The sequence below is a fragment of the Mixta mediterraneensis genome (assembly GCF_014946725.1).
Taxonomy (GTDB): Bacteria; Pseudomonadota; Gammaproteobacteria; order Enterobacterales; family Enterobacteriaceae; genus Pantoea; species Pantoea mediterraneensis.
On sequence record NZ_JACFXY010000006.1, the window covers coordinates 140,175 to 165,805 of the forward strand.

Genomic DNA, 25,631 nt, shown 5'->3' on the forward strand with positions numbered 1-25,631 from the left:
AGGTAGAGGGTTACGGGAAGGTGATTTCGGTGTGGTGCTCAATATTACCGTCTGGCCCGCCGCCGGGGCCGATATAGTCCACATCGATACTGAGTGTCTTCAGCTCTTCCAGCGCGTCGAGATCATCCTGCTGGCGGGAGTCAGCCTCGTCGATCTCATATTTCACCGTGAAGTCGAACTGGTAATAAAGTTCATAGCGGTTCAGCTCCAGCAACATACCACCAGCGTACTGAATTTCATGGGCGTCAGGATCCGGGCACCATCCCAGAAGCGCTTTCCAGATTTCATGACGCACATCATGCACCGCGTCATAGGATGCCCACTGGCCTTTTTCGTCACGCTCATTATTGAGAACGACGATCACAGAAAATCCCTCTGTCAAATCCTGCCAGTAGTCAGTCTGGGAGCGTTGTTCCCCGGTTACATCCTCCGCCGGTACCACATAAGCGGCGGGAAGCTTCAGTTTTCCGGCATCCGGGATCGCCTTAAACTGTGCGGCGCCACCCACGCGATTTTCAAAACGCAGGCATCGGGCCCGCAGTGCGGCCACAATCGGCGTCAGTTTCATTTCTTTTTCCTTCTCTGCGGACGAAGGGACTTGCGCAGCTCACGCGACAGCACATACCGGGTCCAGCTGCGACGACGCTCCAGTACTTCGACCATGTAGTTATTACGTGGAGCAATTTTCCAGCCACTGCCGCCGGACGCACCGCGATGATGCCCTTTTTTACGCTTAGCGCCGCGGCGCACACCGTAAAACAGAAACGCCGGATAAAAGGCACCAGAAATATGGCGATTCCCCTCGCCGTTCTTCTGGTTGGGAGCAATCTTCACCATCAAACCCGGGCGTCGTTTGGATGCGCGAGGAACGTAATAACCTATTGAGCGGGCCAGTTTCCCTGTACGGTATGCCGGGTTTTCGCCGGGTGCAGAGCGTCCCCGACGCATGACCAGACGGCGGGCATCCCGCATATGCACCTGACCAATGGTGACAAACGCCCGGCGCATGCGGGCGCGATTGAAAACCAGCTCTTTCGGCTGTTCAAAATCAACGTGTAAAAATGCTTTGTTCTGCATAGCTGACCCCTCGATCCGTACCAAGTTCCTCACATTCCAGCAGTAGATAGCGGCGCTCACTGTTCAGGTCACGCACGCGGCGAATGCGATAAACCTGCCCTTCGCAGAACACCTCATGATCGGCGGTTATCTTCGCTCGCCAGCGGATCGTGAAATAATGCGTTACGGTATTTTCCGTCTGTACAGAGCCCTGATAAGCCGCTGCGCCGGGCTGGGCTAACTTCGCCCAGGTTCGGATCTCATCCGGGTACGTGGGAGATACGCCAAAATCATCATTCGGCTCATCCACCCGCAGGCGAATCGCTATCCGCTTATCCAGCTCGCCCGGGTCAGGAAAAAGGTAGGTGGCGCTGGTCTGCGCCTGTCGCAGTTTCATAACGGGATATACCTGTAAGGCCCAACCAGCCAGTTAAAGCTCATCGGCAACTCAAGCTTTTCAACCTCGGTGACCGTTGAGCGGTTCTCGTAGAAGTGGGTGACCAGCAACAGTAGCGCCAGCTTGATTTCATCCGGCATCACCAGACCATCGGGATCGTCTTCTGGCAAATCGGCTGCCGTTGCATAAAGCCTGCGGTTGAGGAAATTTTCGGTCCGGCTCTGCACCGCCTGCCCCATCAGTTCCAGCAGACTGTCTTCATCGGTGAAATCTTCGTCCAGCCTGAGCTGGGCTTTGATCTCCTCCATTTTGAGCAGCATAAACCCTCCTGTGCCCGCCGGAAGCGGGCACAAAAAAACCGCGTTAAGCGGCGTGGCGTGTTCCGTCAGAAGTTACAAAAGTTATCAGCTGCTGGCGCTGCCTTTGCCCACCAGCGCTTTAATAGCGGAAGTGTCTTCCAGAATGCAGTCGAAGCGATGGAACGCCAGGAAGCCGGTCTGGTCGAATTCAGCGTAACGCTCCACCAGGCGCTTCAGGATCATGTAGCGCACGCGACGGATAATGAAGCGATCAAAGTCACCGCAGAACATGAACTTTTTACCCGCCCCGATATCATCAATCTCCTGATCGATTACATATGGCACGTTGAGCACCGAAGCCGGAGCCACGCCAACAATATCCGGCAACCACAGCGGGCGGCCCTGACCATCTTCCATTTCGCTGATAAGTTTCAGGGTGCTGTCATTGAAAGCAAGGCGGAACTTCGGCCCGCGGCGATAAGCCGGGTCGATACTGTGTTTGAGTGCCAGAATTTCCTGCCATTTCACCGCCGTTGCAGCGGCTGTCTGGGTGGTGCCGGTCACAGATACCGCCAGGCCTTTCGGCTGCTTCGGCGTACCAGCGCCAGTCCCCTGGATCAGATAGCGGGCTTCACCGCGCCCAATACGCTCCGCGATACGGCGGGCAAGATAGGCTTCCATGTCGATCGCGCTGTCCTGCAGCAGTTCGTTAGATACGCGAATGATTTTAGAGGTCATTTTCAGCGCACCCAGGCTGTCCATGCCAAATTCGGTATCTTCTTCCCCTGCCTCTTCGTTCTCGCCCAGCAGCACACCCACCTCAGCGGTACCATCGGCGGTAGCCCACTCCATGGTGCGGCCCTCTGAGGTTGTCAGGATCTGCGCTACGCTGGCGATACCACCGTAAGCCTTCATCTGCTCGACGACTTTCGCAAGGAAAGTGTCCGGCACGGTATAGCCGCCCTTTTCATCCGGCGCGACACCCTGAGCACGCAGTTCACGCAGGGCCTTACGCTCTTCAGCGGTCAGCTCGCTGGCGCCGTGGCGCATCCATTTATCAAAAATCTGGCCGCGCTGTTCGTCCGGCTTTTTACCGTTATCCTTATCCAGATTGTCGCGCTGTTCATCGCTTTTATCATCGATGTATTTCTGATCCATATCGCGCAACTCTTCTTCGCGGGCAATACGCTCATCCAGCCCTTCCAGCTCGGTTTTAGCCTTATTCCACTCAGTGCGCTGCTCATCAGTCCAGGCGTTATCCCCGATCTTTTCGTTCAGCGCACGCATTTCGGTCGCGATGGTGTTGCGCTTTTGTTTCATTTCATGAAGCTTCATGGATGTTTCCTTATGCATTAAGAAGTGTCAGGACGCGCTCGCGCGCCATTCGTTGGTTAATGGCAAGCTTCAGCGCGCCGCTGTCGCGTGCTTCCTGCCAGGCTTTCAGGGAGCGAACCCCGGAATCAGCTTCCTGGTACGCCGGATACGTTACGGGGCTAACATCAAAGAGACGTGAGAAGCGCGAAATTTCACGAATAACCACGCCCTCTTCATCCTCATACCAGCGCTCGCCGTCCCGGGCGACCCGGAAGGCGAAACTGGACTGGTTGATGTCACCGCGAAGCATTGGTGCCAGCACCAGATCGCGGATGGTCTGAGTGTCAGGTGCTTCGATGTCATAACGTAAACCACGCTCATCGGTCGAAACCGTCAGCGTGCCGGACGCGCTGCGCCCCAGAATAAAGTTAGGATCATGGTTGAACAGGCCGCGCACATCGTCGCCCAGCACATCATCAAACGCGCCTGGCTTAATAATCTCGCGGAACCCCCATAGCGGTTCAGAGCGCGAATTGAACACCGAGCCATAACCGATAATGCGCGTCGGCTGCTGATCGTGCTGCTCGGCCCTGACCTCGCCGCTGTAGCAGCGTGTTTCCCGATCGTCACTCATCGGAATTGCCCTCCGTTTTATCGTCGTCTTTAAAATCTTTTGCCGGATCGGCAGCGTTGACGCTCACCAGCATCTCGTCGAGCCCGTCTTTGGGATTCATATCCTCAAAGGCGCGGGCCTCATTGCGGCTCATCCAGCCATCTGTGATGGCAAAATGGTAGAACTGAGCACGCTCTTTCGGCGTACCGCGCAGCAGGCCCGTCAGGTTAAAGCGGACGTAATACCCGGCCTCCCGCTCGGCACGGGTGAACAGGCGACGGTTTATCTCCTGCTCCCAGTTCGTCACCCAGGGCATCATCGTGTAGCGCACAAACTGAATGGCCTGCTCGGAGATATTGGAGAATGTCGCTTTTTCCAGGTCGTTGATCATGTGTGCCGGTACGTTGAAGATTCCGGCAATCATTGAGCGGTTAAGCTTCATCATGTCGATGAGCTGTGCATCAACGGGGGAGACGGTCAGGGCTTTATAGTCAAGCTCTGCCGGCAGCAGCATGGTTCTGTTTTCCTGGCTTCGCAGCATGGCAGAAGCTTTCTGCCACATCTTTTTGAGACGATCCCAGGAGTTGTCGTTAAGTTCCCCTTTTACCGACACAATCCCCGCCGGACGGGCATTCCCGCTAAAAAAGCTCTCGGTATATTTCTGCCCGCTCATCCCCATACCGATCGTTTCAGCGTGCTGGAGAATCGGACTCAGCCCCATCTTCTGGTTATTCCCCAGCGCCCGGATGTGGATCATGTCGTCAGGGCTGATAGCAAAAGAGCCCTCTTCGTTGTACATGCCGTAGGTATAGCGCCCGCCAGTATTCAGCAGCGTCGTTTCCCATGGCATGCAGGCTTCAAGCTGGATAACTTCCCCCCGGCGATTGCGCTTAACGTGGGTATAGCCATTCCCCCACCCGAGAATGTGGCGCTGCTTCAGTTCGCGCCATTTGTAGCTGGTTTGCCAGTCGTTCGGCTCATCATGAACCAGATAAAAAACGGGGTGATCCCGCGCCGGCTCCACAAACTTCCCGGTTCGCCGCATAACGTGTAGCGGCATCTGGGCAACGTTGGAGGAAATGACGTAAATACAGGCATACACCGCCGCCAGCTTCATCGCCGTTTTGGGGTTAACGATCACGTCACCGTTAAAAACCCCGTCGTTTTCGGCTGCTTCAGCAGTCAACGGAACAGCAGGATTTTCAAGCGAGTTGCTTCTGAACATGGCATTAATCAGCATTTTGATCCCCTTGCCGCCAGTAGCGCCCACAACAGAAGCCCGGCACCACCAGCCATAAGCGCAGCCGCCGCGCCGTATTTTAGGTAAATACCGCCCACCAGCGCGCTGAAGCCAGACAACCCGGCAACATCGATAATTAGTGATTTCACAGGAATAAAACGTCCTCGTCTGGATCGAGATTGGAGAGAAAATCTTTTGGCTCGTTCAGCATTGCGCGGCCAACACCCATCATCATGCTCACCGCACCATCAATCTTGTTGCCGCCCCCCTCTTTCACCGGACGGACTACATCATCGCTGCCCGGAAGATACTTCCCGACCACGTTAGAAACACACCAGTTCATTAGCGGATTACCATCATGATGAAAACGCCCGGCGGCGATTGCCGCTTCGATTTCACGCATTGGATCGCTCATATTGGTGTAGTTCTGAGTGATGGTTATGGGCTCCAGGCCTTCATCCAGCAGCATGTGGGAAATGCTGGTCGCCCCGTAGGGGTCAATCGGGCATGTCGCTATCTTCACCGACTCACGCAACTGAATGATGGACTCAAAAATGATGCGGTAATCCATCTCTGCGCCATCGGTGGGCACCAGAACCCCTTGATTGACGAATGACTGATAACGTTCAGCCGTGGTTTTCAGCGCCGGATCGGTGGAATACACCGTATCCTCTGGCACCCAGAACATCGGGCCGACACAGTAAAAATGGCTAAGTCCGTTAATTTCTCGCCTGAAGATCGGCGCAACAGCGTTGAGGTCCAGCTTCGACGCCAGGTCAATCCCCAGGTAGCATTCCTCTCCGGCAAAATCCGACAGCTTCAGCGTTTTATCTGCTGCTGCCATCCACTTCTGCAGGTTGTAGAAGGCTGCTTTCGAACTCACCCACTTGTTAAAGTGTTTGGTGAGGATCTTGTTGGTCTGGCTGGGTGTGGACATGGCCAGCAGCTGCTTAGCCCTGAGGAAGCTTTCCTTTATCGACACTCCGTAGTTTGGGTTTGCCTTTATCAGCGCTTCCGGCTTTGTCCAATCGTCATCATCATCAAGGGTATAGATGATGCCAAATATGGCCTCGTTTTCGCCTCCTTCCCTGATGCGCTCCAGTATTTCTACCACCTGAGCGCGCTTCTCGTAACAGGGAGATGAAATGTCATATCCTGCGGTGGTAATGATGAGCGTTACAGGCTGTTCACGCGCCCCCATACCCGTTGTCATAGTGGTATAGAGCGCATCGGTATCATGCTCGTGATACTCATCGATAATGGCGCAGGACGGTGAGTCACCGTCTCCGGGGTCACCGATGATTGGCGCAAAAACGGAACCATCCGGGCGGGTCATCCGTTTAGCCCAGGGCTTAATGCTGAATTTCTGACGCAAAGACGGCAGCTTTTTCACCATCGCCAGCGCCGGCGCAAACACCTTCCACGCCTGCTTTTCTGTCGTGGCGCCACAGTAAACTTCCGCGGCATATTCACCATCGGCGCAGAACATATAATTGCCGATCGCCGCCGCTATCGCGGATTTACCGTTTTTACGCGGCACCTCGATATAGATCTCAGTAAAGCGGCGAAACCCGGTGTCTTTGCGTACCCAGCCAAAAGGAACACCCAGGGAGAATTTTTGCCAGGGCTCAAACTCTATCCTGAGCTTACGCCGCGCCCACTCTCCGGAGGTGTGGGGCATCTTCTGAGAAAATCTTAAAAAACGTTCAGCCTTATTCTTATCGAAACGATAGGGCCAGTTTGGATCCTTCGCGCGTTCGAGATCATCCAGGTGACGCTGACAGGAAAGAATGGTTAACCGACATGCCAGAATCTTCCCGTTCACGACGTCCCGCGCATACTGGTTCGCCGCATTGACGTTCGGATATGTAGCCATCAATCAAACTCATCGAATTCATTCCCTGCATCGTCCGGATCATTCTTACCGCTGGTCATACGTAGTCGACTCAGTGGGTCAAGTCCGAGAAGCGAACCCAGACGGGCAACCTGAGAAACAGAGTCATTTCTGACGTTGATAGCGGGGTGCTTCTTCTCCCCTCCCATCTCACTGGAGACGGTCAGCCCCTCTTTTGCGATAACTTTTTCGGCTTCAATCATCAGATGAAACGCATTGCAGTACGCGAGAAGGATCGGCGCATCCTCGACCTCGAACACACCCCGCTCAATTAAAATTTTGCTCTGGGTTTTCCATAGCCGGATCGCCACATCCCCCATCAACTCCGGAGGAGGTGCAATTCTGGTCAGTTTGCTGGTTTGCCCAGTGGGTAAATTTCTTTTTCGACCGCCGCCGGAAGATCGCACGGATACACCCATAAATACCTCCTGATCAATAGGCGTCGCCTTCCGGAAAAAAGTTTCTTATTTTGGGCGCGTAAAAATATGACGAGGCGGGCAGTCCGGGAAGGCAAAGGCGGGAGAGATTTTACCCCGCCCCCCTGCCCCGACCTTCGCGGGCTGTTTTGGTACGGTGACAGGCAGTGCACAGACTCTGCAGGTTGCCATCGTCGTCCGTACCGCCCTGAGATTTAGGAATGATGTGGTCAACATGCTTTGCCACAACAGCCACCCCCTGCCTGCGGTGCTCACAGCACAGCCCACCATCACGCTCAAGGATCCGCATACGACGCCGATCCCAGGCCGTGCCATAACCGCGCTGGTGGCGGGTCTGACCAGGCTTGTACTGCTGCCAGCCATCCCCCTTGTGCTCGTCACAGTAGCCGCAACGGTCCGTTGTGGTATTCCTGCATCCTCGTTTTCTACAGGCTTTTGGCGTTCTCGGCGGCATGCTATTTCCTCCGGAATGCGTAACTGCTGATACCATCGCGGCCCAGCGCGCTCTCGATCGTGTTGTGCTCGACGCAGACAAAGCCCTGAGCCTCAAACCACTTCAGCAAACCGTCGTGCGTCCAGTACCAGATATGCTCATCTTTGCGGTAGTGACGGGATTTCAATATATGCTCGGCGTCCCTGAACACAGGCAGTGACACGAACACCCACTGGCCTGCTTTCGCTACAGCCGCCTCGGGTTCGTCGATGTGCTCCAGTGAATCCCAGAACGTTAATGCCGGAAAAGTAATATCAGCAGCGTACAGATCAGCCCAGCGCATTCGGGCCTGTAGCCATGCAACGCCTTCCGGGTTGACGTCATATCCCCACGTGTCCGGGCGGCACTCGACGAACTGGCCAGAGCCAATTCCCACATCCAGTACTTTCCCCAGATAATGGCGACCAACCAGCAGCAGGCGCGCCGTAGTCAGCTGGAGGCCCATTGAGGTTTCAGCCATCTGGCGGTATCTGGCGAAATAGTTCGCATCATATGGCCGGGCGGCGGGAACGGGATAACGCCCCATACCCAGCTCGGGCAACCACACCAGGCCGTTTTGCAGTTCATTTGAGAACGATGTCATGTAACCAGCCTTTGAATTTGTCGTTGAATCCGGAAATGTACTTGCTGCAGTCGTGATCCATGCTGGCGCACATGCAGTAATCGTCAGGCTGAGCCCACCCAACCCGTGATAAATCCATCTCAGGGTCAGTAACGATATGAGGTGCATTGTGAGCACCACAGCCGCCCTGCACGATGAAGACGGGCGTTTGATAGCAGATAGCCGCCGGCAACGCCCAGCCCACCCCGGAAATAACTACCGCCGCCTGCTCAACCAGCGCCAGCATTTCGGTTAGTGACAGCTCGCCTTGATGCAGCTGCAAATCGGCTTCCGGTTGTTCGCCAACCAGCCATTCTTCGTCTTCTGTCGCTACCGATGTAAAACTGGCCCACCTGCCGATGTAAATCTGACCCACCTAGGGTAAAAATGGCAGTTTTAAGGCACTGCCAATGATGACATTGGAGACCAGAGTGGAGATTAGTGTTTTACACCGTCAGGGCATGTCGATACGCGCCATCGCGCGCCAGCTTTCATGCTCTCGTGAGACCGTTCGCAGATATATTCGTAGCCCGCTGCCCGTAGCGGATATGCGCTACAAGCCTCGCGCACCCAGACCCTGCAAGCTTGACCCGTTCAAGACCTATATCCTTGAGCGCGTGGCCGCTGCCAGGCCCCTCTGGATACCCGCCAGTGTGCTGCTGCGCGAGATCCGTCAGCGTGGTTACGAGGGTGGTTACAGCATGCTGACCGCTTTCCTGCACCCCATTAAGCAGCCCGTCACTGAAGAGGTAACACGCTTCGAGACCGAGCCTGGCTTTCAGATGCAAGTTGATTTCACCATCATCAGACTCGGTCATAACCCATTGCTGGCCTTTGTCGCCACGCTGGGCTGGAGCCGCGCGACTTTCGTCAAGTTTTACAGCAACCAGGACTCCGCTGCCTGGTGTGACGGCATTGAGTCTGCGCTCAGGTTCTTCGGCGGGACGCCGCATCAGCTGCTGTTCGACAACGCCAAGGCCATCATCATTGAGCGCGATGTCTACGGCCCCGGTAAGCATCGCTGGAACCCGCAGTTGATGCACGTCGCCGAGAAGTATGCCTTTACTCCCAAGGTCTGCCGACCCTATCGCGCCAAGACCAAGGGTAAGGTTGAGCGGTTTAACCATTACCTCAAGAACAGCTTTATCGTGCCTCTTACCGCGACCTTCCGGCAGGCCGGGCTGGTACTGGATGTACCTGCTGCCAACACACGCATCGGCGAGTGGCTGGTCACCGTCGCGAACACACGAGTGCATGGCACCACAGGCGTACCGCCTGAGCAGCGCATGCCGCGCGAGCGTGCTGCGCTATTGCCGTTACCGAAGGTCACGTTGGCATTGCCTGCACCTGTCCCAGCGCTCAGCCAGCGTCCGGTGCCGACCGAGAGCCTGCAACATCCTCTGGCAACGTACCAGGCCTTGCTCGAGGTGCCAGCATGAACCTTCAACATGATCGTATTGCCGCGCTCTGCGAGCAACTCAAGCTCGACCGCCTGCCGGCAGAGTGGCCGGGTGTGGCACAGGCGACCATCGACAACAGCGGCACGCATGCCGACTTCCTGGAAGCCGTTTTGCAGCTCCAGCATGATGGCCAGAACGAACGGCGTCGCCAGACCATTTTGCGGTTATCAGGCCTGCCGGTGATAAAAACACTGGAGCAGTTCGATTACGCCTATGCCAGTGGCGTTCCACGAAGTCAGATCCAGGAGTTGGCGGGTCTGACATTTATCGAACGTCAGGAGAACGTTGTCCTGCTCGGGCCTTCTGGCGTCGGCAAAACGCACCTGGCGACCGCCATTGGCTATAAGGCCGCGATGGCGGGTTTAAGCATTCGGTTCATTACCGCCGCCGACATGATGCTGCAACTGATGGCGTCACATCGTCAGGGTGACCTGAAGGGCTACCTGAACCGCGTCGTAGGTAAACCTAAGCTGTTGATCATCGACGAAGTGGGATATCTGCCGTTCGGTAAAATGGAGGCGAACCTGTTCTTCCAGGTAGTCGCTAAACGGTATGAGTCAGGCAGCGTGATCCTGACCAGCAACCTGCCGTTTACGCAGTGGTCCGGAACGTTTGGTGATGACGAGACACTGACGGCAGCGATGCTGGATCGGCTGCTTCACCATGCGCATATCGCCCAAATCAGCGGCCAAAGCTATCGACTGAAAGATAAGCTGAAAAGCGGTCAACTCCAGAAGAAAACGAAAGCAACAACGCTCGAATGATTCAAAGGGGGTGGGTCAGTTTTACTTTGGCAGGGTGGGTCAGAATTCGATCGGTATTGACAGTCTTCTTCCAGATCTGCCAGGCTGACTACGTAGAAGTGCCTGCGGAGTTCTCGCGCGGCGGCGGCCAGATATTTCGGATCAGGATTGCGTGCCGGGTTCGCCCACTCTTTACGGACGGTGGCAGGACGAATCACGGCTATCGGCTTATCCGCCTTCACTGGCGATTCACCATACGACGGCAAATCGAACACGCTGGCCGCCTTGCCAAACTGCCACGTCATGGCGTCGACAATGGAACCTTTTTTCAGCTCTTCCGGACCATAAAAGATGGTCAGGACTTCCGAAGGTCGCGCTGGCTCCCGAACGTAAGTCACGCCCGTTCTCTCTTCGTTTTTACGCTGCGTGCGCAGGCTGGTGTTGGAGCGAACAAACTGAACATCCAGATCGCAATAAAGCTCAGGCCACGGTGTACGCAGGAACGCACCGTGGAACTGGCGTACAAATGCGCGCTGATAAATAGAATCACCAAGCCCGTACATCCCACGGATGCTGACTTTTCGTCTTAATGCCATAAATATCCTACAGAGAAAGCACAGCCTCTAACGACTGGCGAGGAAAACAGGTGAGCCGCGTATAGCGGGAACAGTTGATTATCTCAGTACCACCAGCGATGGTATCGAGGCGGCTAAATTCATCATGCCAGCGCGCCACGCTGAATTTATCCGGGTTGGCCAGCAACTGGTGATTACCGTGCCAGTGGGTGCCATGACGTATTGAGCAGTCATAGCCCAGCAACAGGATCCTGCTGGAACCTAAATGAATCGCAAGTTCAATAGCGCGCTGCCCGGAGTTGTAGGAGCCTGGCAGCACCGAGGGAAAGCAGTTGATGCCAAAGCGGCGAGCGGTAAATTCATCACCGCACCACCGTTCAGCCGATGAGGTGATGGTGCTGTAATGCTCTTCCCACCAGCAGCAATCCGCCGCGTATATTGCAGAACAGTACGGCACCGCGTGCCACGAACTGTTCACAGCGATTATCGGGATATTTGCACGATGGAGAGTCAGGCAATCAGTTGATGCCAGTGATGGGCCGCTGGCCGCACATGCGATTGTAACCATGTACGAGTCCTGAATAGCGTGGTGATGCCTGCTGGAATGTCTTACCCTAACTTAGCGCGGACTAATGCATCCTTCGCCTCAAGCAGTTTCCTCAAGCCAACCGCCTTCTCCGGGCCATTCGGCAGCATTGCATCCATCAGCTTAGCCAGATCACCGATAGGTTTACTAACTTCCTGCAAATGCGGAGGTAAGTGCTCATACTCAAAATACTTAATGATCGGCGTGATGATAGTTGCCATCGATAACCCCTGATTGATTGTTGGATGTTCTTACCGAGTCATAAATGCGTTCACACGTCATTCCGGCACGGTAGCGTTCGTCAGCGATTTCAGCATAACGTTGAGCTTCTGCTGCAATATCTCCGAGCACGTCGGCGAGCATTCCGGCGTTGGCGCTGGCTGTTTTGCTTCGGACGGCAGCGGCAAGATCTGCGGTGTACTTTGCGGCGTCCAGGTGGGTGGCAAGTTTTTTGGCTTGTTGCTGCAACTGGCTAATAGTGGCAGACAGACCAGCAGCAGTGGCAGCAGCTTTTGCGGCTTGCGTTTGTGCATCTTTCACGGCCTCATCACGGGCAATAATGCGCCCTTGTTCAATCATACGGGCGGCGGTCTGCGCGTTCGCGGCCTGTGAAGACTCTTCGGCGTCACGATCGGCCCATTTTATTCGCCACGCTCGATCGCGCCAGCTATCACCTGTAACAAACGCAATGACCACCAGCAGTATGATCGTCAACGGCTTCCAGAATGTCTTCAGCAGAGAGAACATCTGTCACCCCGCCAGATCGATGGCCTTAACAAAAACATCAAAGCTGTACGGCTGGTCCCCGTTTTCATGCTGAATGATGGCCTGCAACAGTTTCATCATGAATCGGCTGTCGCTGGTATCAATACGCTGGTCAGGATCAACGCCCGTCGCTTTCGCTACGCTGTTGATATAGGCCTGTGTGTCGTTCTCATTGGTCGGTGCCCAGCGGTTTATGATACCGCTGATGGTGCTGAGCCCATGTTTACGCTGGTAGTTGCGCAAGATGATAATCATCGCTCTGATGCCATACTCCGCCGATTTGAACTGACAGAATGATTTATCAGTGCGCTGAGTTTCTGGCACCAGCCCCTTCCACTCGTCACCCCAGCGGATATTGCCGGGGTTATTATTGCGGATCCCGCGTGCTGTCATTTATTGCTCTCCGTTGTGTTGATGCCGGCTCTCCTGGAAACAACAGCCAGTGCCATATCGCGTAGGCGATCAGCACCAACGAAGCCCACCAGCGCACCCACAAACGCGCCGGAATTAGCAGGGAGGCCGAAGTATTCAAGTAATGCTGAAATGGCCAGGGCGAAAATACCGCAGATCAGCGCTCCCGTTGCGGTGTACAGCTTCGGCTTTCCTGCCCTGATGTCGATCAGCGCTGAAATACCCAGGGCGCACAGACCTGCGTATACCGAAGGGAGGTACATCTCGATCCATTTCATAGTTTGCTCAAAAATCCCGTTTGCATGGTTCATGAATCCACCTCCGAAGTGATGTTCGAGGTGCTGTGTTGGGGGAAATTCAGGCTTCAGGATCGTGGCGCTACATGGCTATATTGAGGATGAAACCCTGGGCCTGAAAGAGATGACCACCACAGCATGACAAACGTGGCGAGCCGATTGATGACGCTTCCGGCTCATTGAGTGAGCCGTTTATTTTTCTGGTAACACTCTGATTTCTTCAACGGTCTGGTTAAACCGCTCTGTTTCCAGCTCGACGCCAATAGCCTTACGGCCTAAATCGATCGCCGCTTTTAACGTGGAACCGGAGCCCATGAAGAAATCAGCCACCACATCCCCGGGTCTGCTGCTGGCACTGATGATCTGCTCCAACATGTCAGCAGGTTTTTCGCATGGGTGTTTGCCGGGGTAAAACTGAACGGGTCTATGCGTCCAGACATCGGTATATGGCACTTCAACTGACACAGCAAAATACCGCCGGAGGGATTTGTACTCCTCCAGCAGCTCAGAATATTTACGGTTCAGTGACTGGTATGTTGCCACCAGTTGGTGATGAGGCTGCGCCAGTTCGGCACGCTGATGCTTCTCGATAGCGATCTGGGTGAAGAGCTTCTGCAATTTAAGGTAATCCGCTTCACCCGGCAGCTGCCACTGGCTGGAACCAAACCAGTGAGAAGCCATGCTCTTCTTACTGGTGGCCTCGGCGATTTGTTTCGAGGTAACGCCAAGCGCTTCCCGCGCATCCTGGAAATATGAAATAAGTGGTGTCAACACATGCCGTTTGAGTTCACCACATTTTGCCGCATAGCCATCGTCTTTGGGCTTAAATGGCCCCTGATAATGCTCAGCAAAAAGAACACGCTCAGTGGCCGGGAAATACGCGCGCAGGCTTTCTTTATTGCAACCATTCCAGCGGCCACTCGGTTTAGCCCAGATGATGTGGTTCAGGATGCTGAAACGGTCGCGCATTAATATTTCTATATCTGCAGCAAGTCGGTGACCACAAAACAGGTAAATGCTACCGGCGGGTTTCAGCACACGCCAGAATTCAGCCAGGCAGCGATCGAGCCAGTGAAGATAATTTTCATCCCCCTTCCACTGGTTATCCCATCCGTTTGGCTTCACCTTGAAGTAAGGCGGATCGGTAACAATTAAATCGATGCAGTTATCAGGAAGGGTAGCTATAAAGTGCAGGCAATCAGCGTTGATTAGCTCACAACTGGATATTTTTACAGTGTTATTCATGGATCAGTAAGCGGGTCTCTGATAGGCTCACTATGCTTTAGCGCTAAAGCGGTGAGCCTCGGTTCGCTTGTGACCTTTAGCATGAGCGAATGGCTGGTCGGGTGCTACCAACACCCACCAGCCGCTCATTTCAAAAGCTGCAAACTGCCGTTTATCGACAGCGTCTGAAGTTTTCCCCGCTGGTATCCTCTATTGCCAGCCCTGCCATAACCAACTGTGTCAGTATCAACTGGCAGCGCCCTAGGCTCATACGCATAAGGTTTGCCAGATATTCGACTGACTTCCAGTTTTTATCACTTAGGCAGCAGTAAAGAATACTAGCGGCGTGGGTCATATCTTGCTGATTTAGCATGTCTTTTACCTTAAAAAATAAAGTAACATACAGATAACTCTGGTTGCTGGCAGCAGCAAGAAGTCTTTGCAAAAGACATAAAAAAACCCCGCCAGAGCGAGGTTGGGTAGAGCTTTGACAACATATCAAATTAGGCTTAAATATGACTCTTTTTGTTGCATTTTGCAAGCCCATTAGAAGGAGATAGTGAAATTTAGGTCATATTTCCAGAGCTTTCGCTTCTTCCAGCTCTTCGCGCCTGATGAGGATCGTTTGTAGTGCATGAGTGTCCAGTTCGACAAATGCCGCTTTTAAACTCGCCCAGCGCGATGCATACACACGTAACCAGGTTGAACGATCCACAGACATCATGCGCGACAGCGCCGCACCGGCATACTCCTTATAAGTGTCATTGTTTCTGGCCGCCGCAACATCCTGCGCCGCCAGCCAAACCAGACCTACCACTTTTTTTACTACCCGTGATTGCAGCTTTTTCTCTACCTGGCAATTCTGAAACTCATTCCAGACGTGCTGGCAAATCAGCGTCTGGTACCTGAAGTTCAGATCAAAACCGTAGCAGTAACGGATCCATGCCTGCTGGTAGTCATCCAGTGAATTGATTACCCGCCGCCACGATGTGTAACTAAATTCCAGATCCTGTATTGGCGGGAATGGTCGGCGGCGGCTTCTCGTTTCCAGCACATAAACAGGCGTGGTTAATGCCTTCACAAGCGAGCGTCCACAGCCTTCCCCGCCCTCCAGTTCGATAAGAGGCTGCCCGCAACGGGGAGTTTTATTTTTGTCTGCTGGTGGATGATCGCTAAACGCCTGCAGCTGCCCCTTTGTCCCTTCAGATAAATTCGCCAGGGCGCGCCTTACTTCTATCCGGGTATATTCAATGGCCTGTAAGTTCATTCAGATTCGCGCTCCATACACTTACGCTTTAACGATTACGCCGATCGCCATCGCCCTATCCAGAAATCGAAACAGCAGCTCCAGTTGCGTGCCGTATTTCTGCTCGAACGCCGCTACATCGGCATGCAATTTGTCGTGGCACTCTCTGCACAGAGGGAACACGAACAGGTCGTGGGCTTTGGTAGCAGCACCGCCCATCCCATGACCGATAACATGATGCGGATCATCTGCCGGACGGCGACAACACTCGCAGGGCTGGCTTTTTACCCAGCGCGTATACTTCTCATTCTCCCAGCGGCGGCGCTTAGGCCGTAACATGAACGACTCCGGTGATTCCGGATCTGCGCTCAATGCTATAACCTTTGGCTGCTGCTCCTGCATTACCTGCTGATTTCCCTGGGGCCTGCAGCTTTTTAACGATCCAGCAGTCTTTATCCTCCTCTGCAGAGCGACAGTTGGCCTATCATCTGATGCGATGATTTCGCTTTCCTTATAGACAGATGGAAAAGGTTCATAAGGCATCTGCAGCGCCCTTGCAGCCAGTTCTTCAGGTATAGCGTCGGCCACACCGACATAAATTGCCCACCAGCACAGCTCAGCGATCGACAATTCCCGCTCACGATTAAACCGAAGACCGATCAGCACGATATCAATGATCCATTCAATGACGTTGCGACGCGCTATAGCAGCTAGCAGATCAGTTGTGTGCTCACGAAGTTTGTTATCGCAGTGCCAGCAAAGCATCATCGCGCCCGGGGCGTGCCGCATAGTCACCAGCTCATGATGGTGATAATCCGAGTGCGGGTACTGACATTCACAGGCATTCCGCTCAAGCCAGTGATCCAGCCCGGAGAGACCACCCGCAGCACGGATCACCCTCTCATCAGTGAAAAATGGGATCAGCGTTTCATCCTCTGCCAGCGGCTGCCGGGCATCGGGTACCCGACCAGTTGACAGCCTGGCCATATTCTCCGGTTCAGGTTCCACCAGCACGCGCCCCGCAGAGAACAGGCGCATTAACTCTTTACCCGGTTTGAGCAGTACCACGCCAAGGCGTGGCACAACTTCAGGGGTTAGCAGTGCTCTCATGCAACCTCCTGCTGCTGGTTGCATAACTCGGGCAGGTTGACCTCTACCAGCGCACGGGCAAACGGGGGCGGAACGGCGTTACCACAGCGCGCAACCTGCTTGTCTTTTGCATAGCGCTGGCCACGATAATCACGATCGATAATATAACCTTCGGGAAAGCCCTGAGCCTTATACAACTCATGAGGTTGCAACATGCGCATGCCAATATCGACGATCTGGTAGTCGGCACCATCAACCGTTACCAGGCCGAAGCGATCATTGGTTGTGACGGTTCCCAGCGGTTCATCCAGCGATACGCCGCTTTTTTCATTGCCGTAGTACTTCATCAGGAAGGCGCGAACCTCTCCGATATGCAGGCCGCCAGCGGTCACCGTAGGCATGGGCTGATCCACTTTCCGACCATCTTTGCAGGTACCGCGCAGATGAACCAGGTGTGAGGTCACAACAGCATGGTGATCAGTGGTCGTTACGGTATGCGCAGGTGCATCCATAGCGGCACCCGGCCCCGTATAATTACCGCCGAAGTGTTTCGCCAGAAAGGTGGTCACCAGTTGCGACTTTCCACCACCGCCAGCGGTTACTGTTCCATTGGGTTCATCAGCGCCGTGTCCAATACTGTTACCAAACTGGCGGGCTATCATTGGCGCCACCAGGCAGGCGCGGGACTCTTTCAACACGGTGTGGGCCGGTTTATTTATCGCCCGCGGCTTCGCCTGATATTCGCTACCACCATTACCGGCGATAAACGGGGTCACAACAGCGTATCCGTGAGTTTTGGTAATAGTCTGCAGCGGACTATCAATGCCCTGCCCACGAAAGCAGTCATATGCCGTGCGATTGCTGGTGTGGTTACACTTCACAATAAACGGCGTCGGATTGTTCAGCACAAACCGCTCAATACCACGCGCAATGCGCTTCAGCGTATTTTCCGCCAGCGGTTTTGGACGCTCAAAAATGCTTTGGCAGGGAATTGACCAGTCGATACACTCCGCTGCGGTACGCCATGGCGCCAGCCTGCCGCTCTGAACTTCCAGCGATTTAGGATCGCCATGAGTTGGCTCTGGCCAGTGAATTTCCTCACCATCACAGCGCATGACCATGAAGAATCGCTTGCGGATCGTCGGCGCACCGAAGTCGCAGGCTCGCAGCTCGCGGTAATCAATGCTGTACCCCAACCCGTTAACCAGTGCCCGGGCCTGATTACCGTCCGGTGGGATAGACAGGAACTCGCATGCCTCGACCAGAGCCGGGTGATCTGCCGGAATTCCATCAGACAGCATGCTGACAAAAGCACGGAAAGTTTCGCCAGCGCGAGCAGGGTCCGGACGCATTTCATCAGCCAGCAACGGCCCCCAGGTTTTAAACTCTTCAACGTTCTCAAGCATCATCACCCGTGGGCGTTTTGCCAGCGCCCAGCGAACGACGACCCAGGCAAGCCCGCGAATCTCTTTCTTCACAGGCTTTGCGCCTTTGGCTTTTGAGAAATGACGGCAGTCAGGACTGAACCAGGCGAGGCCGACCGTGATTCCGCCAGTTGCAGCTACCGGATCCACATCAAACACTGATTCGCAGTAATGCAGGGTGTCGGGGTGGTTAGTTTTGTGCATGGCGATCGCGTTTTCGTCGTGGTTGATGGCAATATCTACACTTCGCCCGATCGCCAGCTCAATCCCGGTACTCGCCCCTCCGCCACCAGCAAAGTTATCAACGATAATTTCACGCATTGACGGCTCCCTGCATGCTGTTGATCAGACCACCAGCCACGGAGATTATTTCGCTGGTGGGCATACGCTCAAGCCAGAGCTGATTGATGTTTGCCTTCAGCTTATTCTGCTGGGCCGGAGCCAGAGAATCCGCCCCCTCAATCTGACTGAACACCAGACCAACCTCCAACGGCCAGATGCGGGACTCAGGCAGCGACTCAGCTGCAGGCTTCGCTTTCTCACGAATATGTGCGCGGATCTTGCGTATATTGGACCACTTTGAAACGTCGAGGTCACTCAGCGCTGCAATAAAGTCATGACTGTTAATCCCATACTCGGCGGAGGCTTCAACCGCCACAGTGCGAATACGATCGGACGCATCCGCACGTGCAGCATCATCATAGAATTGAAGTGATAACAGCCACTCATCCACGCCAAACAGGATACTCTCGCGAATAAGCTGCTTCGCATTGTCGATAGTGACTGGCGAAACCTGAGCAAATTCCGGTGCTTCAACTGAATCCGCCGCCCAGGTATGACCGAATTTCGATTCGCTGAAGGTGTACTCTTCCTTATCACCAAATGCGGCCCTTACGCACGCCCAGACCCTGACGCCACTTTTACTGAAAATCTCTTTCTGACTCAGCGGAAGTTCTGACTCAGCCTTGTCAGCTACAGGTTCGTTGGCAACGTGCGACACAACAGCAGGCTGATGTTTCCCAAAGGCAAACTGCGCAAGTGACATAAACGCCCGCCCCTTTGCTTCCAGTTCTGTACGGCTGACATAGCTGAAACGCTCCCCGCGCCATGCCTTATCGAAGACAGCTATGGCACCAGCAAAGAAAGCGCTGGTAGGCTTCTGCTTGTCGTCGGCAGGAACAAACCACGCAGGGAGATCGAAGCCAATACGACCGCGAATAAACATGATGTGATCGGCATCTTCAGGCCACCATGTTTCACTGGGAGCTGCTTTGATGAGGAATACGTAACGCCCGCCCTTCTCACGCATGTCAGCCGTATACCGCATAATGTGGGTCATGCCAGTAATCGCCTGCTTACCGTCGTATTGCGATCTGCTATAGGGTGGATTGCCGAACGCCGCCCCGCCGATTGCTGCCAGCATTTCTGCCCAGTCCTGAGTCAGCGCGTTATCTTCGACGGTGTACCAGACCGGGCATTTTGCGTTAACGTCGTCAGCGAACAAATCCAGCACCAGCGGCCCAAACATCGCATTAATACCCCAGAACAGCAGATCCGGCGTACGCCACTGATCACCAATCTCTTTAAGTTCGTGTGAAGGCTGTGCGCGGAGTGCTGACAGCGCCTGGCAATATTTATTCATCGTCATGATGTGCGGAATCCTGAATTTTCTGGCAGTGAATAATCAACATCGGCATACGTAGCGCGAAAACCCGAATCTGCTGTGCCATTTAACTGCCAGCGGCCGTTGACACACTTCGGCCTTCCGCGCTTACACCACTTCGTGGCCTTATCGAAATATTCAACGCAGTTATCAGGGCCAAACAGCGTGCTTGGGCGCAGATAGTCGTCCATTTTCGAATCACCTCGCCACTTAGCAGTCAGGTAATCAACAACCAGCATCAGGTCTTCGGCGCTGTAGTCCTCCGCCAGGCGGCCACGAATATAACCGAGCGTGGTTTTAGTCCTGCCCCCTTTGCCGTAGCTTGAACCAGTAACCCGGTTGAAATGCTCCAGGACTCGCATTGCCGGATCCTGATCGGGGTCGTCGGGTTGCGATGCAACCTGACAAGAGGGTTTTGAATTTAATGACGGATCATGTTTTGAATTTAATGACGGATCCCCGCCAGATTCTGACGGGTCAAACCCGGTCGGCTTACCGGATTCCGATGCCTCAAATTTTGATGGGTCAGAATTTGATGCGTCAGAATTTGAGGTGTCAGATTCTGACAGGTGAGAAAGAGCCGCAATCCGAAGTTTCACCACGTTGAGCTGATAGACATTTGAGGCATTGCGGTTACCCTGGCGACGCTGTTTGCGGGCCAGCCAGCCATCTTTCTCAAGCTTCGCTATCGCCGTCCTGACAGTGCTTTCACCTGCACCAATCTGGCGGGCAATTGTCGCTATAGACGGCCAGCACACCCCTTCATCGCTGCTGAAATCAGCCAAACGCGCCATGATTACTACGCTGGATATTTTCATTCCTGCGGCAGCGCAGCCATCCCAGACATATGACGATAATTTTACGCTCACTGCGACACCTCCCTGATGATGCGGGGACGTTTGCTTTTAACACGGCGGTGACACTCTATGAGTTCAAGCTCATAAAACGGCTCATGTGGCTTTCGTGCCTGGCGTTCAGTGTTTGCTCTGGAGTGAAGAAAAACGGGTAAGGCATCAGGATCATTGTTCCTGACTGCGCGGAAAATGAATATAAAACGGGGAGGGATCGTAGCCATAGTGGCAACCTCAGTAGGGAGTTTTGATAACTCACCACCAGAGTTTCCACGCTCATGGGTGGTGAGACGTACAGGGGTGGAAATACCGGTCCCTACTGAACCCGGCCAGCCTTTCGGCTGCCCTGCACGCCCCACCATTGAGAGGTGTAGCCGTGCGACGCACACAAAAAAACCGCAAGCGCGGTTGTGCGCAGTAAGGATTTCCGGGTTTCCACGCCCGTCAGCGGAATTCGCCGCTGCCAGAGCAGTGTAGCGCCCGGAATCCAAAGAATCAACGTTTGACTTCCTATTTAATGTAACTACAATAATTGTATGAAAATTGAATATGACCAAGGCAAGCGAGATAAAACACTGCTGGAACGCGGTATTGATTTCGCCAGAGCCCCAGAGGTTTACGCGGGTATCCACTTCACCGCAGAAGACAACCGGCAGGACTACGGAGAAGTCAGAAACATTACCGTAGGCAAACTGGATGACAGGCTTGTTGTTATGGTCTGGACGCAGCGCAATCAGACGCGCCGCATTATCTCGATGAGGAAAGCTAATGAACGCGAAATTAAACGATTTGAAAAGTACCTGGGTTGACTCTGATGACGCGCCAGAGCTGGATGATGTTTTTTTTAAAAGCGCCAGCCTGCATGATGGCAACAAACTAATCCGGCGCGGAAGACCAGTATCCTCTGCCCCCCTTAAGAAGTCGGCTACCATCCGGTATTCTCCGGAGGTAATTGACGCATTCAAATCAACCGGCAGGGGCTGGCAAACACGCATGGATACTGTATTAAAGGACTGGCTGAAAAAGCACGATCCCTCTGACGTAAAAATCTGACCCTCTGCGGCACCCTGCACGGTGCCGCTTCTCGTTTTCTCCATCACTTGTCGAGCCTCCTGAATCGGGCACGGAAGATAAGCAGAGGTGCTGCGCATTCCCATTCATAACCCGGGCGGCGATAAATCACTTTCTGGCTGTCTGCTTCGTATCTGATGACATTGACCACAATTCCATGGTGGTCACGGTAAAGCCTGTTCATTAACTGGTGGTTCAGTGACATTTCTTTAGCCTCCCATCAGTTCAGAGGCGTAGCGCTCAGCGAGCCACTGGACCCCACGAGGTGTGACGCGGGTTTGCGTGTAAGCATGTCCGAAATCAGACGTGCCGGTTTTAACAGTAAACAGACCATCACGCTGGCGCAGTGCATGCGGTAATAGGTTGCCTGACTGGCGGAACAAAACCTTGTCGCGCAGCAGCACATCGATCATCGCCTTTTCAGGCATGTTGAGGATCTTCGCCGTCTCACGCAGACTTTTGGCACCGCCGGACTCTACGTAGTGGTTAACGAACGCCACCTTTGGCGCGTCCTGCTGTACCTTATGCGCAAGCTGCGCATTTTGTTCAGCCATATCAGCCGCCAGACGAAGTGCCTCCGGAAGCGTCTGAGGAATGCCCATACCGCCCTCCAGTTCCTGCCAGCGATCCACAACTGCAGCGGTAAACTCTGGGGAAAGGCGGGCTACTAATACCAGCGAGTCACGCTTATTGAAACGGTACTCCTGATACACATTGCCGTTATGCTCAAAATCGAACTGCGCCAACGGCGCGGTTAAAAGACCAGCGGCATTGAGGCGCTCTGCTGAGCGCTTTACGTCACCATGTTTACTCTGAACCAGAGCCGCTATTTCCCGGCTGCTCATTGTTACGACGCTGCCGGCGAAGGGCATAACCATTGGTGTGGAAGTGAAGCTATTTGCCTGTTGCGACATTGTTCTGCCCTCCCCGGGAGATAAAATCACCCACAGCCCATTCAGTGAAACTGTGGTTCACCTGTGCCCACCCACCCGGTACTCTTACGGCATAGCAATACGCCACCTCGCCTTTACCACCACGAACCGGTAAAACGCGCAGTTGCGATCGCTGATCATTTGCGGTTAAATTGCTCACGCGGATTTCTCCATACACAATGATTTATTCGCCACGGCGCCCGGAGCTGCACACTCGCGGGCGTCACTCTTTTCTGAAGCACAGAAAACGCGATATAGCAGCGTTATATGCTCCTGAAACTTGGCGATAACCTGATAGCTGTTCTCCTCTATCTGTGCCCGTTCAGTCGCATCGATGATGCCGTCTGCCGTCGCTTTACGGATGTAATGCGAGTGCTTGCCGATCCACTCAATGGATTCCATTAAGCGCTGGTGAATATCCCCGTTATCAATCTCTTCCACTTCTGCCAGCGACACGAATACACCGTGCGAATGCCGTGCTACTGCGTCAGCGATATGGTTGGATCCACCAGCACTCTGCAGCACCATCGCCCACCCAATTGGGAAAATTTGATCCCCTTCAGTACGCAGGCGGTTGAACAATGCGTTTTCAGTGACTCCCAGCCATTCCGCCGCTTCGCCATATCCACGAGGAAGCTCAGTGATGGTCTTTTTGATAGCGGCCACCAGCCAGGATGGTTGCTTATCGACTTTCCATTCAGGTTCTATACCCACGGTTAACCCCTTACTTCTGTGGTGATGAAACAGCCTAAGAGCGTGTTAGGCTGCATTTGTTTTATGGTCGGTAGAACGCCGTAAATATGACCAGTTGACGTCAGGGCGTAGCTCTTCACATGTCACCACACCGTTAGTTGCTTTCTCTATTTCCGGGCAACGCTCAGCAGGAATCTGCCGTATCCCCTTCACCCACTGATTAATTGTTGGGGAAGATACACCTAAACATCTGGCCATAGATGCTTGCCCACCAACTCGGGAGCAAGCCTGTTTTAGTGCAACGTTTTCTTCTTTCATGAGTTAGGCTCCAAATTTCCAACACCTGAATATTAGGCTACGCCTAACTGACGGTCAATAGGAATTGCCTAACCGAAGACTAATGAGGATGATTAGGCAATGCTTAGTGGTAAAGAACTGGGCCTAGCCATAGAGCAGGCTATCAACAAGAAAATATCTTCGGGTGCCATTAAGACCAAGGCTGAAATCGCACGCCATTTCAAAATAAAACCGCCATCAATCCATGACTGGATTAAGAAAGGCTCTATCAGCAAAGATAAGCTTCCTGAGTTATGGAAATACTTTTCAGATGTAGTAGGTCCTGAACATTGGGGGCTTCAGGAGTTCCCTACACAAGATCAGCAATCTATTCCCCTGCAAGAGTCCAGTCATTGCGATAACCCTATTTATGACGCTTACAAGCTCGCAACTGCTGAGAGACGCGCTATTGTTGATTTTCTATTATCTATTAACAGCACAGAACCCAGCTGGGTTGATTCAGATGTAAGAGCCTATGTTTCAACTATGGATTTAAAAGTTCAACGTTGGTTACAGGAAAGCAAATCCACCAATAAAAGCCCTACCGCCAAAAAGACCGGTACTTAGGCTGGTTTGGTCCCAAGATAACCCCATCACAAGCTAGCTTTTCCTCCTAATGTTTCATTCACCATAGGCATTCTTCGCTCAGAATATTAGGCAAAGCCTATTGACATAAAATTAGGCATTACCTAATATCAATCACATCAGCAGCAAACTGGCGGGACGCCCACGAAGTAGCTGCCCGGGGCATACGAAGGCCGGGATGATTCGCAATAGTGAGCGGTGAGGTGAAAGTGAAAAGAGTCGAGCTGGAGCCAGGATTTACTTACGTGCTTGTTGAAACAAGATGCCCTCATTGTGGAATGACAACCTCACAGAATCTTGATGCCTCGATAAATCAGGTATGCGCCGATGAGGTAAAGGACAACGCCGGGAAAGCTAAGGCTTCGCCTGAAGCCCGTACCGTGCCAAACCTTGCCGTACGCTGGCACCAGATGATTAAAACGCGTGTGGCTTTTCCATTCACCACAAAAGAAAAAGACTCCGCCGAGCGAAATAAGCAACGTCGCATTCGTGGGAAGTTTTGGTAACAAACCTGCCGCCGTGGACAGAAAAACAATGGTGCAAATTACGATCGCCACTTTATACCACACGTCCAGTTTCAGGCTTGATAAAGGGTTATTCATCGGAATGAATCCATCGCTCATTGTAGGGGGAACAGGATCTTAACCGAATTCTCGTTGTAGGGGTACACGGGATGCACCTCGCCTGATGTGGTTAAAAGCAGGCACCGATATTGCTGTGTGTAGTCTTGGCGGTACCCGGGTCTTCAACCCAACACCAGGAGAGCGAAGATAATGTTCTGCCGTGGTACCGCCCTTTTTACATAACAGACAAGAGCATCACCGGGCGACGGGCTCATAACCCAATCCACCCGGGCGTTAAGGAAGTGGTCTTCTCACCCATGACCAGCGCGCAGGTGCTCTTTTCTGTTGTGTATGGAGAAACTTACGGCGGCGGCAGCCGCTTAACCGAGAGGAAATGCTATGAGCAATGATCGCATGACCGTAGTACCCGATTTTCTGGGTGAGCTGGACGCCGGCGTGTTCATGAACAAAATCGCCGCCGCGCTTAATACCACCGCGTTGGGCGTTCTGAATAACGGCACCAAAGGTAAAGTGGTCCTCACCTTTGATTTTGAGCGTATGGGTAATTCCGTTGAAGAGAAGCGCGTCAAGATCAAGCACAAGCTGAACTACAGCACCCCGACGCCGCGCGGTAAAGCCTCCGAAGAGGACACCACTGAAACGCCTATGTGGGTTAACAAAGGCGGCAAGCTCACCATCCTGCAGGAGGAGCAGGGGCAATTGTTCAGTATCAACGGCGCCACAGACGGAAAGCTTAAAGCGGCTCAGTGAACC

The 25,631-nt window shown here is 53.6% G+C and carries 35 protein-coding genes; 4 read left to right on the forward strand and 31 right to left on the reverse strand.

The genetic code is table 11. The features are described 5' to 3' along the window. Positions 1–10: 10 nt before the first annotated feature. The 13 genes from H2P46_RS12625 to H2P46_RS12685 form a co-directional block, all read right to left on the reverse strand. Positions 11–568 carry a phage tail terminator protein gene (locus tag H2P46_RS12625; RefSeq protein ID WP_193405390.1) on the reverse strand — a complete coding sequence of 186 codons (558 nt, stop codon included), beginning with the start codon at positions 566–568 and terminating at the stop codon, positions 11–13. Beyond that, positions 565–1,077 carry a hypothetical protein gene (locus H2P46_RS12630; protein WP_193405391.1) on the reverse strand — a complete coding sequence of 171 codons (513 nt, stop codon included), beginning with the start codon at positions 1,075–1,077 and terminating at the stop codon, positions 565–567. The genes H2P46_RS12625 and H2P46_RS12630 overlap by 4 nt, the downstream gene beginning before the upstream one ends. After that, a complete protein-coding gene (locus tag H2P46_RS12635) occupies positions 1,049–1,453 on the reverse strand; it encodes a phage head closure protein (RefSeq protein ID WP_193405392.1) in 405 nt (134 codons plus the stop codon). Before H2P46_RS12635 ends, H2P46_RS12630 begins: the two co-directional genes overlap by 29 nt. Continuing rightward, complete coding sequence (locus tag H2P46_RS12640) at positions 1,450–1,773, reverse strand: head-tail connector protein (RefSeq protein ID WP_138211572.1); 324 nt, start codon at positions 1,771–1,773, stop codon at positions 1,450–1,452. The genes H2P46_RS12635 and H2P46_RS12640 overlap by 4 nt, the downstream gene beginning before the upstream one ends. Before the next feature lie 84 nt (positions 1,774–1,857). After that, positions 1,858–3,087, reverse strand: coding sequence for a phage major capsid protein (locus H2P46_RS12645; RefSeq protein ID WP_193405393.1), 1,230 nt, complete (start codon positions 3,085–3,087; stop codon positions 1,858–1,860). 10 nt (positions 3,088–3,097) lie between these two features. Then, positions 3,098–3,700, reverse strand: a complete 603-nt coding sequence (locus H2P46_RS12650; RefSeq protein WP_138211574.1) for an HK97 family phage prohead protease — start codon at positions 3,698–3,700, stop codon at positions 3,098–3,100. Next, positions 3,693–4,919 carry a phage portal protein gene (locus H2P46_RS12655; RefSeq protein WP_193405394.1) on the reverse strand — a complete coding sequence of 409 codons (1,227 nt, stop codon included), beginning with the start codon at positions 4,917–4,919 and terminating at the stop codon, positions 3,693–3,695. The genes H2P46_RS12650 and H2P46_RS12655 overlap by 8 nt, the downstream gene beginning before the upstream one ends. Further along, positions 4,913–5,068, reverse strand: coding sequence for a hypothetical protein (locus tag H2P46_RS12660; RefSeq protein ID WP_170879849.1), 156 nt, complete (start codon positions 5,066–5,068; stop codon positions 4,913–4,915). The genes H2P46_RS12655 and H2P46_RS12660 overlap by 7 nt, the downstream gene beginning before the upstream one ends. Then, entirely contained in the window at positions 5,065–6,795 is a 1,731-nt protein-coding gene (locus tag H2P46_RS12665; RefSeq protein ID WP_193405395.1) for a terminase large subunit, read from the reverse strand. The genes H2P46_RS12660 and H2P46_RS12665 overlap by 4 nt, the downstream gene beginning before the upstream one ends. Further along, positions 6,795–7,232: a phage terminase small subunit P27 family gene (locus H2P46_RS12670; protein ID WP_141176095.1), complete on the reverse strand. Its 438-nt coding sequence runs from the start codon at positions 7,230–7,232 to the stop codon at positions 6,795–6,797. Before H2P46_RS12670 ends, H2P46_RS12665 begins: the two co-directional genes overlap by 1 nt. Before the next feature lie 109 nt (positions 7,233–7,341). Further along, positions 7,342–7,704: an HNH endonuclease gene (locus H2P46_RS12675; protein WP_193405396.1), complete on the reverse strand. Its 363-nt coding sequence runs from the start codon at positions 7,702–7,704 to the stop codon at positions 7,342–7,344. Position 7,705: 1 nt separating this feature from the next. Next, positions 7,706–8,326 carry a methyltransferase domain-containing protein gene (locus tag H2P46_RS12680; RefSeq protein ID WP_193405397.1) on the reverse strand — a complete coding sequence of 207 codons (621 nt, stop codon included), beginning with the start codon at positions 8,324–8,326 and terminating at the stop codon, positions 7,706–7,708. Further along, entirely contained in the window at positions 8,307–8,720 is a 414-nt protein-coding gene (locus H2P46_RS12685; protein WP_193405398.1) for a hypothetical protein, read from the reverse strand. Before H2P46_RS12685 ends, H2P46_RS12680 begins: the two co-directional genes overlap by 20 nt. A gap of 34 nt (positions 8,721–8,754) precedes the next feature. Here H2P46_RS12685 and istA point away from each other — a divergent pair, with 34 nt between their 5' ends. Together istA and istB are read left to right on the forward strand one after the other, a co-directional pair. Next, positions 8,755–9,783, forward strand: a complete 1,029-nt coding sequence (istA, locus tag H2P46_RS12690; protein WP_193403243.1) for an IS21 family transposase — start codon at positions 8,755–8,757, stop codon at positions 9,781–9,783. Continuing rightward, complete coding sequence (gene istB, locus H2P46_RS12695) at positions 9,780–10,568, forward strand: IS21-like element helper ATPase IstB (RefSeq protein WP_193403211.1); 789 nt, start codon at positions 9,780–9,782, stop codon at positions 10,566–10,568. Before istA ends, istB begins: the two co-directional genes overlap by 4 nt. On the opposite strand, the gene H2P46_RS12700 is transcribed toward istB, so the two are convergent. From H2P46_RS12700 to H2P46_RS12790, 17 genes are all read right to left on the reverse strand, one after another. Then, the gene (locus H2P46_RS12700) at positions 10,529–11,143 is read right to left on the reverse strand and encodes a hypothetical protein (protein WP_193405399.1); all 615 of its coding nucleotides are present in this window, start codon (positions 11,141–11,143) and stop codon (positions 10,529–10,531) included. The genes istB and H2P46_RS12700 overlap by 40 nt on opposite strands. 7 nt (positions 11,144–11,150) lie before the next feature. Next, positions 11,151–11,690, reverse strand: a complete 540-nt coding sequence (locus tag H2P46_RS12705) for a hypothetical protein (RefSeq protein ID WP_193405400.1) — start codon at positions 11,688–11,690, stop codon at positions 11,151–11,153. A 41-nt stretch (positions 11,691–11,731) separates the two neighbouring features. Beyond that, positions 11,732–11,929: a hypothetical protein gene (locus H2P46_RS12710; RefSeq protein ID WP_202987439.1), complete on the reverse strand. Its 198-nt coding sequence runs from the start codon at positions 11,927–11,929 to the stop codon at positions 11,732–11,734. Further along, positions 11,901–12,455 (reverse strand): DUF2514 domain-containing protein, encoded by a 555-nt coding sequence (locus H2P46_RS12715; protein ID WP_193405401.1) that lies wholly within the window; start codon positions 12,453–12,455, stop codon positions 11,901–11,903. The genes H2P46_RS12710 and H2P46_RS12715 overlap by 29 nt, the downstream gene beginning before the upstream one ends. A gap of 3 nt (positions 12,456–12,458) precedes the next feature. Further along, positions 12,459–12,866: a structural protein gene (locus H2P46_RS12720; RefSeq protein ID WP_193405402.1), complete on the reverse strand. Its 408-nt coding sequence runs from the start codon at positions 12,864–12,866 to the stop codon at positions 12,459–12,461. Continuing rightward, positions 12,863–13,195: a phage holin family protein gene (locus H2P46_RS12725; RefSeq protein ID WP_193405403.1), complete on the reverse strand. Its 333-nt coding sequence runs from the start codon at positions 13,193–13,195 to the stop codon at positions 12,863–12,865. Before H2P46_RS12725 ends, H2P46_RS12720 begins: the two co-directional genes overlap by 4 nt. Positions 13,196–13,372: 177 nt before the next feature. Beyond that, positions 13,373–14,425, reverse strand: coding sequence for a DNA-methyltransferase (locus tag H2P46_RS12730; RefSeq protein WP_193405404.1), 1,053 nt, complete (start codon positions 14,423–14,425; stop codon positions 13,373–13,375). 550 nt (positions 14,426–14,975) lie between these two features. Then, positions 14,976–15,671 (reverse strand): bacteriophage antitermination protein Q, encoded by a 696-nt coding sequence (locus tag H2P46_RS12735; RefSeq protein WP_193405405.1) that lies wholly within the window; start codon positions 15,669–15,671, stop codon positions 14,976–14,978. Positions 15,672–15,692: 21 nt separating this feature from the next. Further along, positions 15,693–16,760 (reverse strand): DUF968 domain-containing protein, encoded by a 1,068-nt coding sequence (locus H2P46_RS12740; RefSeq protein ID WP_193405406.1) that lies wholly within the window; start codon positions 16,758–16,760, stop codon positions 15,693–15,695. Continuing rightward, positions 16,757–18,484: a DNA cytosine methyltransferase gene (locus tag H2P46_RS12745; RefSeq protein ID WP_193405407.1), complete on the reverse strand. Its 1,728-nt coding sequence runs from the start codon at positions 18,482–18,484 to the stop codon at positions 16,757–16,759. Before H2P46_RS12745 ends, H2P46_RS12740 begins: the two co-directional genes overlap by 4 nt. Continuing rightward, positions 18,477–19,811, reverse strand: coding sequence for a phage N-6-adenine-methyltransferase (locus H2P46_RS12750; RefSeq protein ID WP_193405408.1), 1,335 nt, complete (start codon positions 19,809–19,811; stop codon positions 18,477–18,479). The genes H2P46_RS12745 and H2P46_RS12750 overlap by 8 nt, the downstream gene beginning before the upstream one ends. Further along, positions 19,808–20,695 carry a conserved phage C-terminal domain-containing protein gene (locus H2P46_RS12755; RefSeq protein WP_193405409.1) on the reverse strand — a complete coding sequence of 296 codons (888 nt, stop codon included), beginning with the start codon at positions 20,693–20,695 and terminating at the stop codon, positions 19,808–19,810. The genes H2P46_RS12750 and H2P46_RS12755 overlap by 4 nt, the downstream gene beginning before the upstream one ends. After that, positions 20,692–21,774, reverse strand: a complete 1,083-nt coding sequence (locus H2P46_RS23530) for a host cell division inhibitor Icd-like protein (RefSeq protein WP_476738971.1) — start codon at positions 21,772–21,774, stop codon at positions 20,692–20,694. The genes H2P46_RS12755 and H2P46_RS23530 overlap by 4 nt, the downstream gene beginning before the upstream one ends. After that, positions 21,774–21,953: a DUF4222 domain-containing protein gene (locus H2P46_RS12775; protein WP_193405412.1), complete on the reverse strand. Its 180-nt coding sequence runs from the start codon at positions 21,951–21,953 to the stop codon at positions 21,774–21,776. The genes H2P46_RS23530 and H2P46_RS12775 overlap by 1 nt, the downstream gene beginning before the upstream one ends. 4 nt (positions 21,954–21,957) lie before the next feature. After that, positions 21,958–22,662: a phage antirepressor KilAC domain-containing protein gene (locus H2P46_RS12780; RefSeq protein WP_238938995.1), complete on the reverse strand. Its 705-nt coding sequence runs from the start codon at positions 22,660–22,662 to the stop codon at positions 21,958–21,960. 174 nt (positions 22,663–22,836) lie between these two features. Continuing rightward, positions 22,837–23,394, reverse strand: a complete 558-nt coding sequence (locus tag H2P46_RS12785) for a YmfL family putative regulatory protein (RefSeq protein ID WP_193405413.1) — start codon at positions 23,392–23,394, stop codon at positions 22,837–22,839. Between the two features lie 45 nt (positions 23,395–23,439). Further along, on the reverse strand, positions 23,440–23,691 hold the full coding sequence (locus H2P46_RS12790; RefSeq protein ID WP_139569946.1) for a transcriptional regulator: 252 nt from the start codon (positions 23,689–23,691) through the stop codon (positions 23,440–23,442). Positions 23,692–23,790: 99 nt separating this feature from the next. Here H2P46_RS12790 and racR point away from each other — a divergent pair, with 99 nt between their 5' ends. Continuing rightward, the gene (racR, locus tag H2P46_RS12795; RefSeq protein WP_193405414.1) at positions 23,791–24,276 is read left to right on the forward strand and encodes a DNA-binding transcriptional repressor RacR; all 486 of its coding nucleotides are present in this window, start codon (positions 23,791–23,793) and stop codon (positions 24,274–24,276) included. A gap of 305 nt (positions 24,277–24,581) precedes the next feature. On the opposite strand, the gene H2P46_RS12800 is transcribed toward racR, so the two are convergent. Beyond that, positions 24,582–24,917, reverse strand: coding sequence for a hypothetical protein (locus H2P46_RS12800; RefSeq protein ID WP_193405415.1), 336 nt, complete (start codon positions 24,915–24,917; stop codon positions 24,582–24,584). 339 nt (positions 24,918–25,256) lie between these two features. Here H2P46_RS12800 and H2P46_RS12805 point away from each other — a divergent pair, with 339 nt between their 5' ends. Next, a complete protein-coding gene (locus tag H2P46_RS12805; protein ID WP_193405416.1) occupies positions 25,257–25,628 on the forward strand; it encodes a hypothetical protein in 372 nt (123 codons plus the stop codon). Positions 25,629–25,631: the final 3 nt, after the last annotated feature.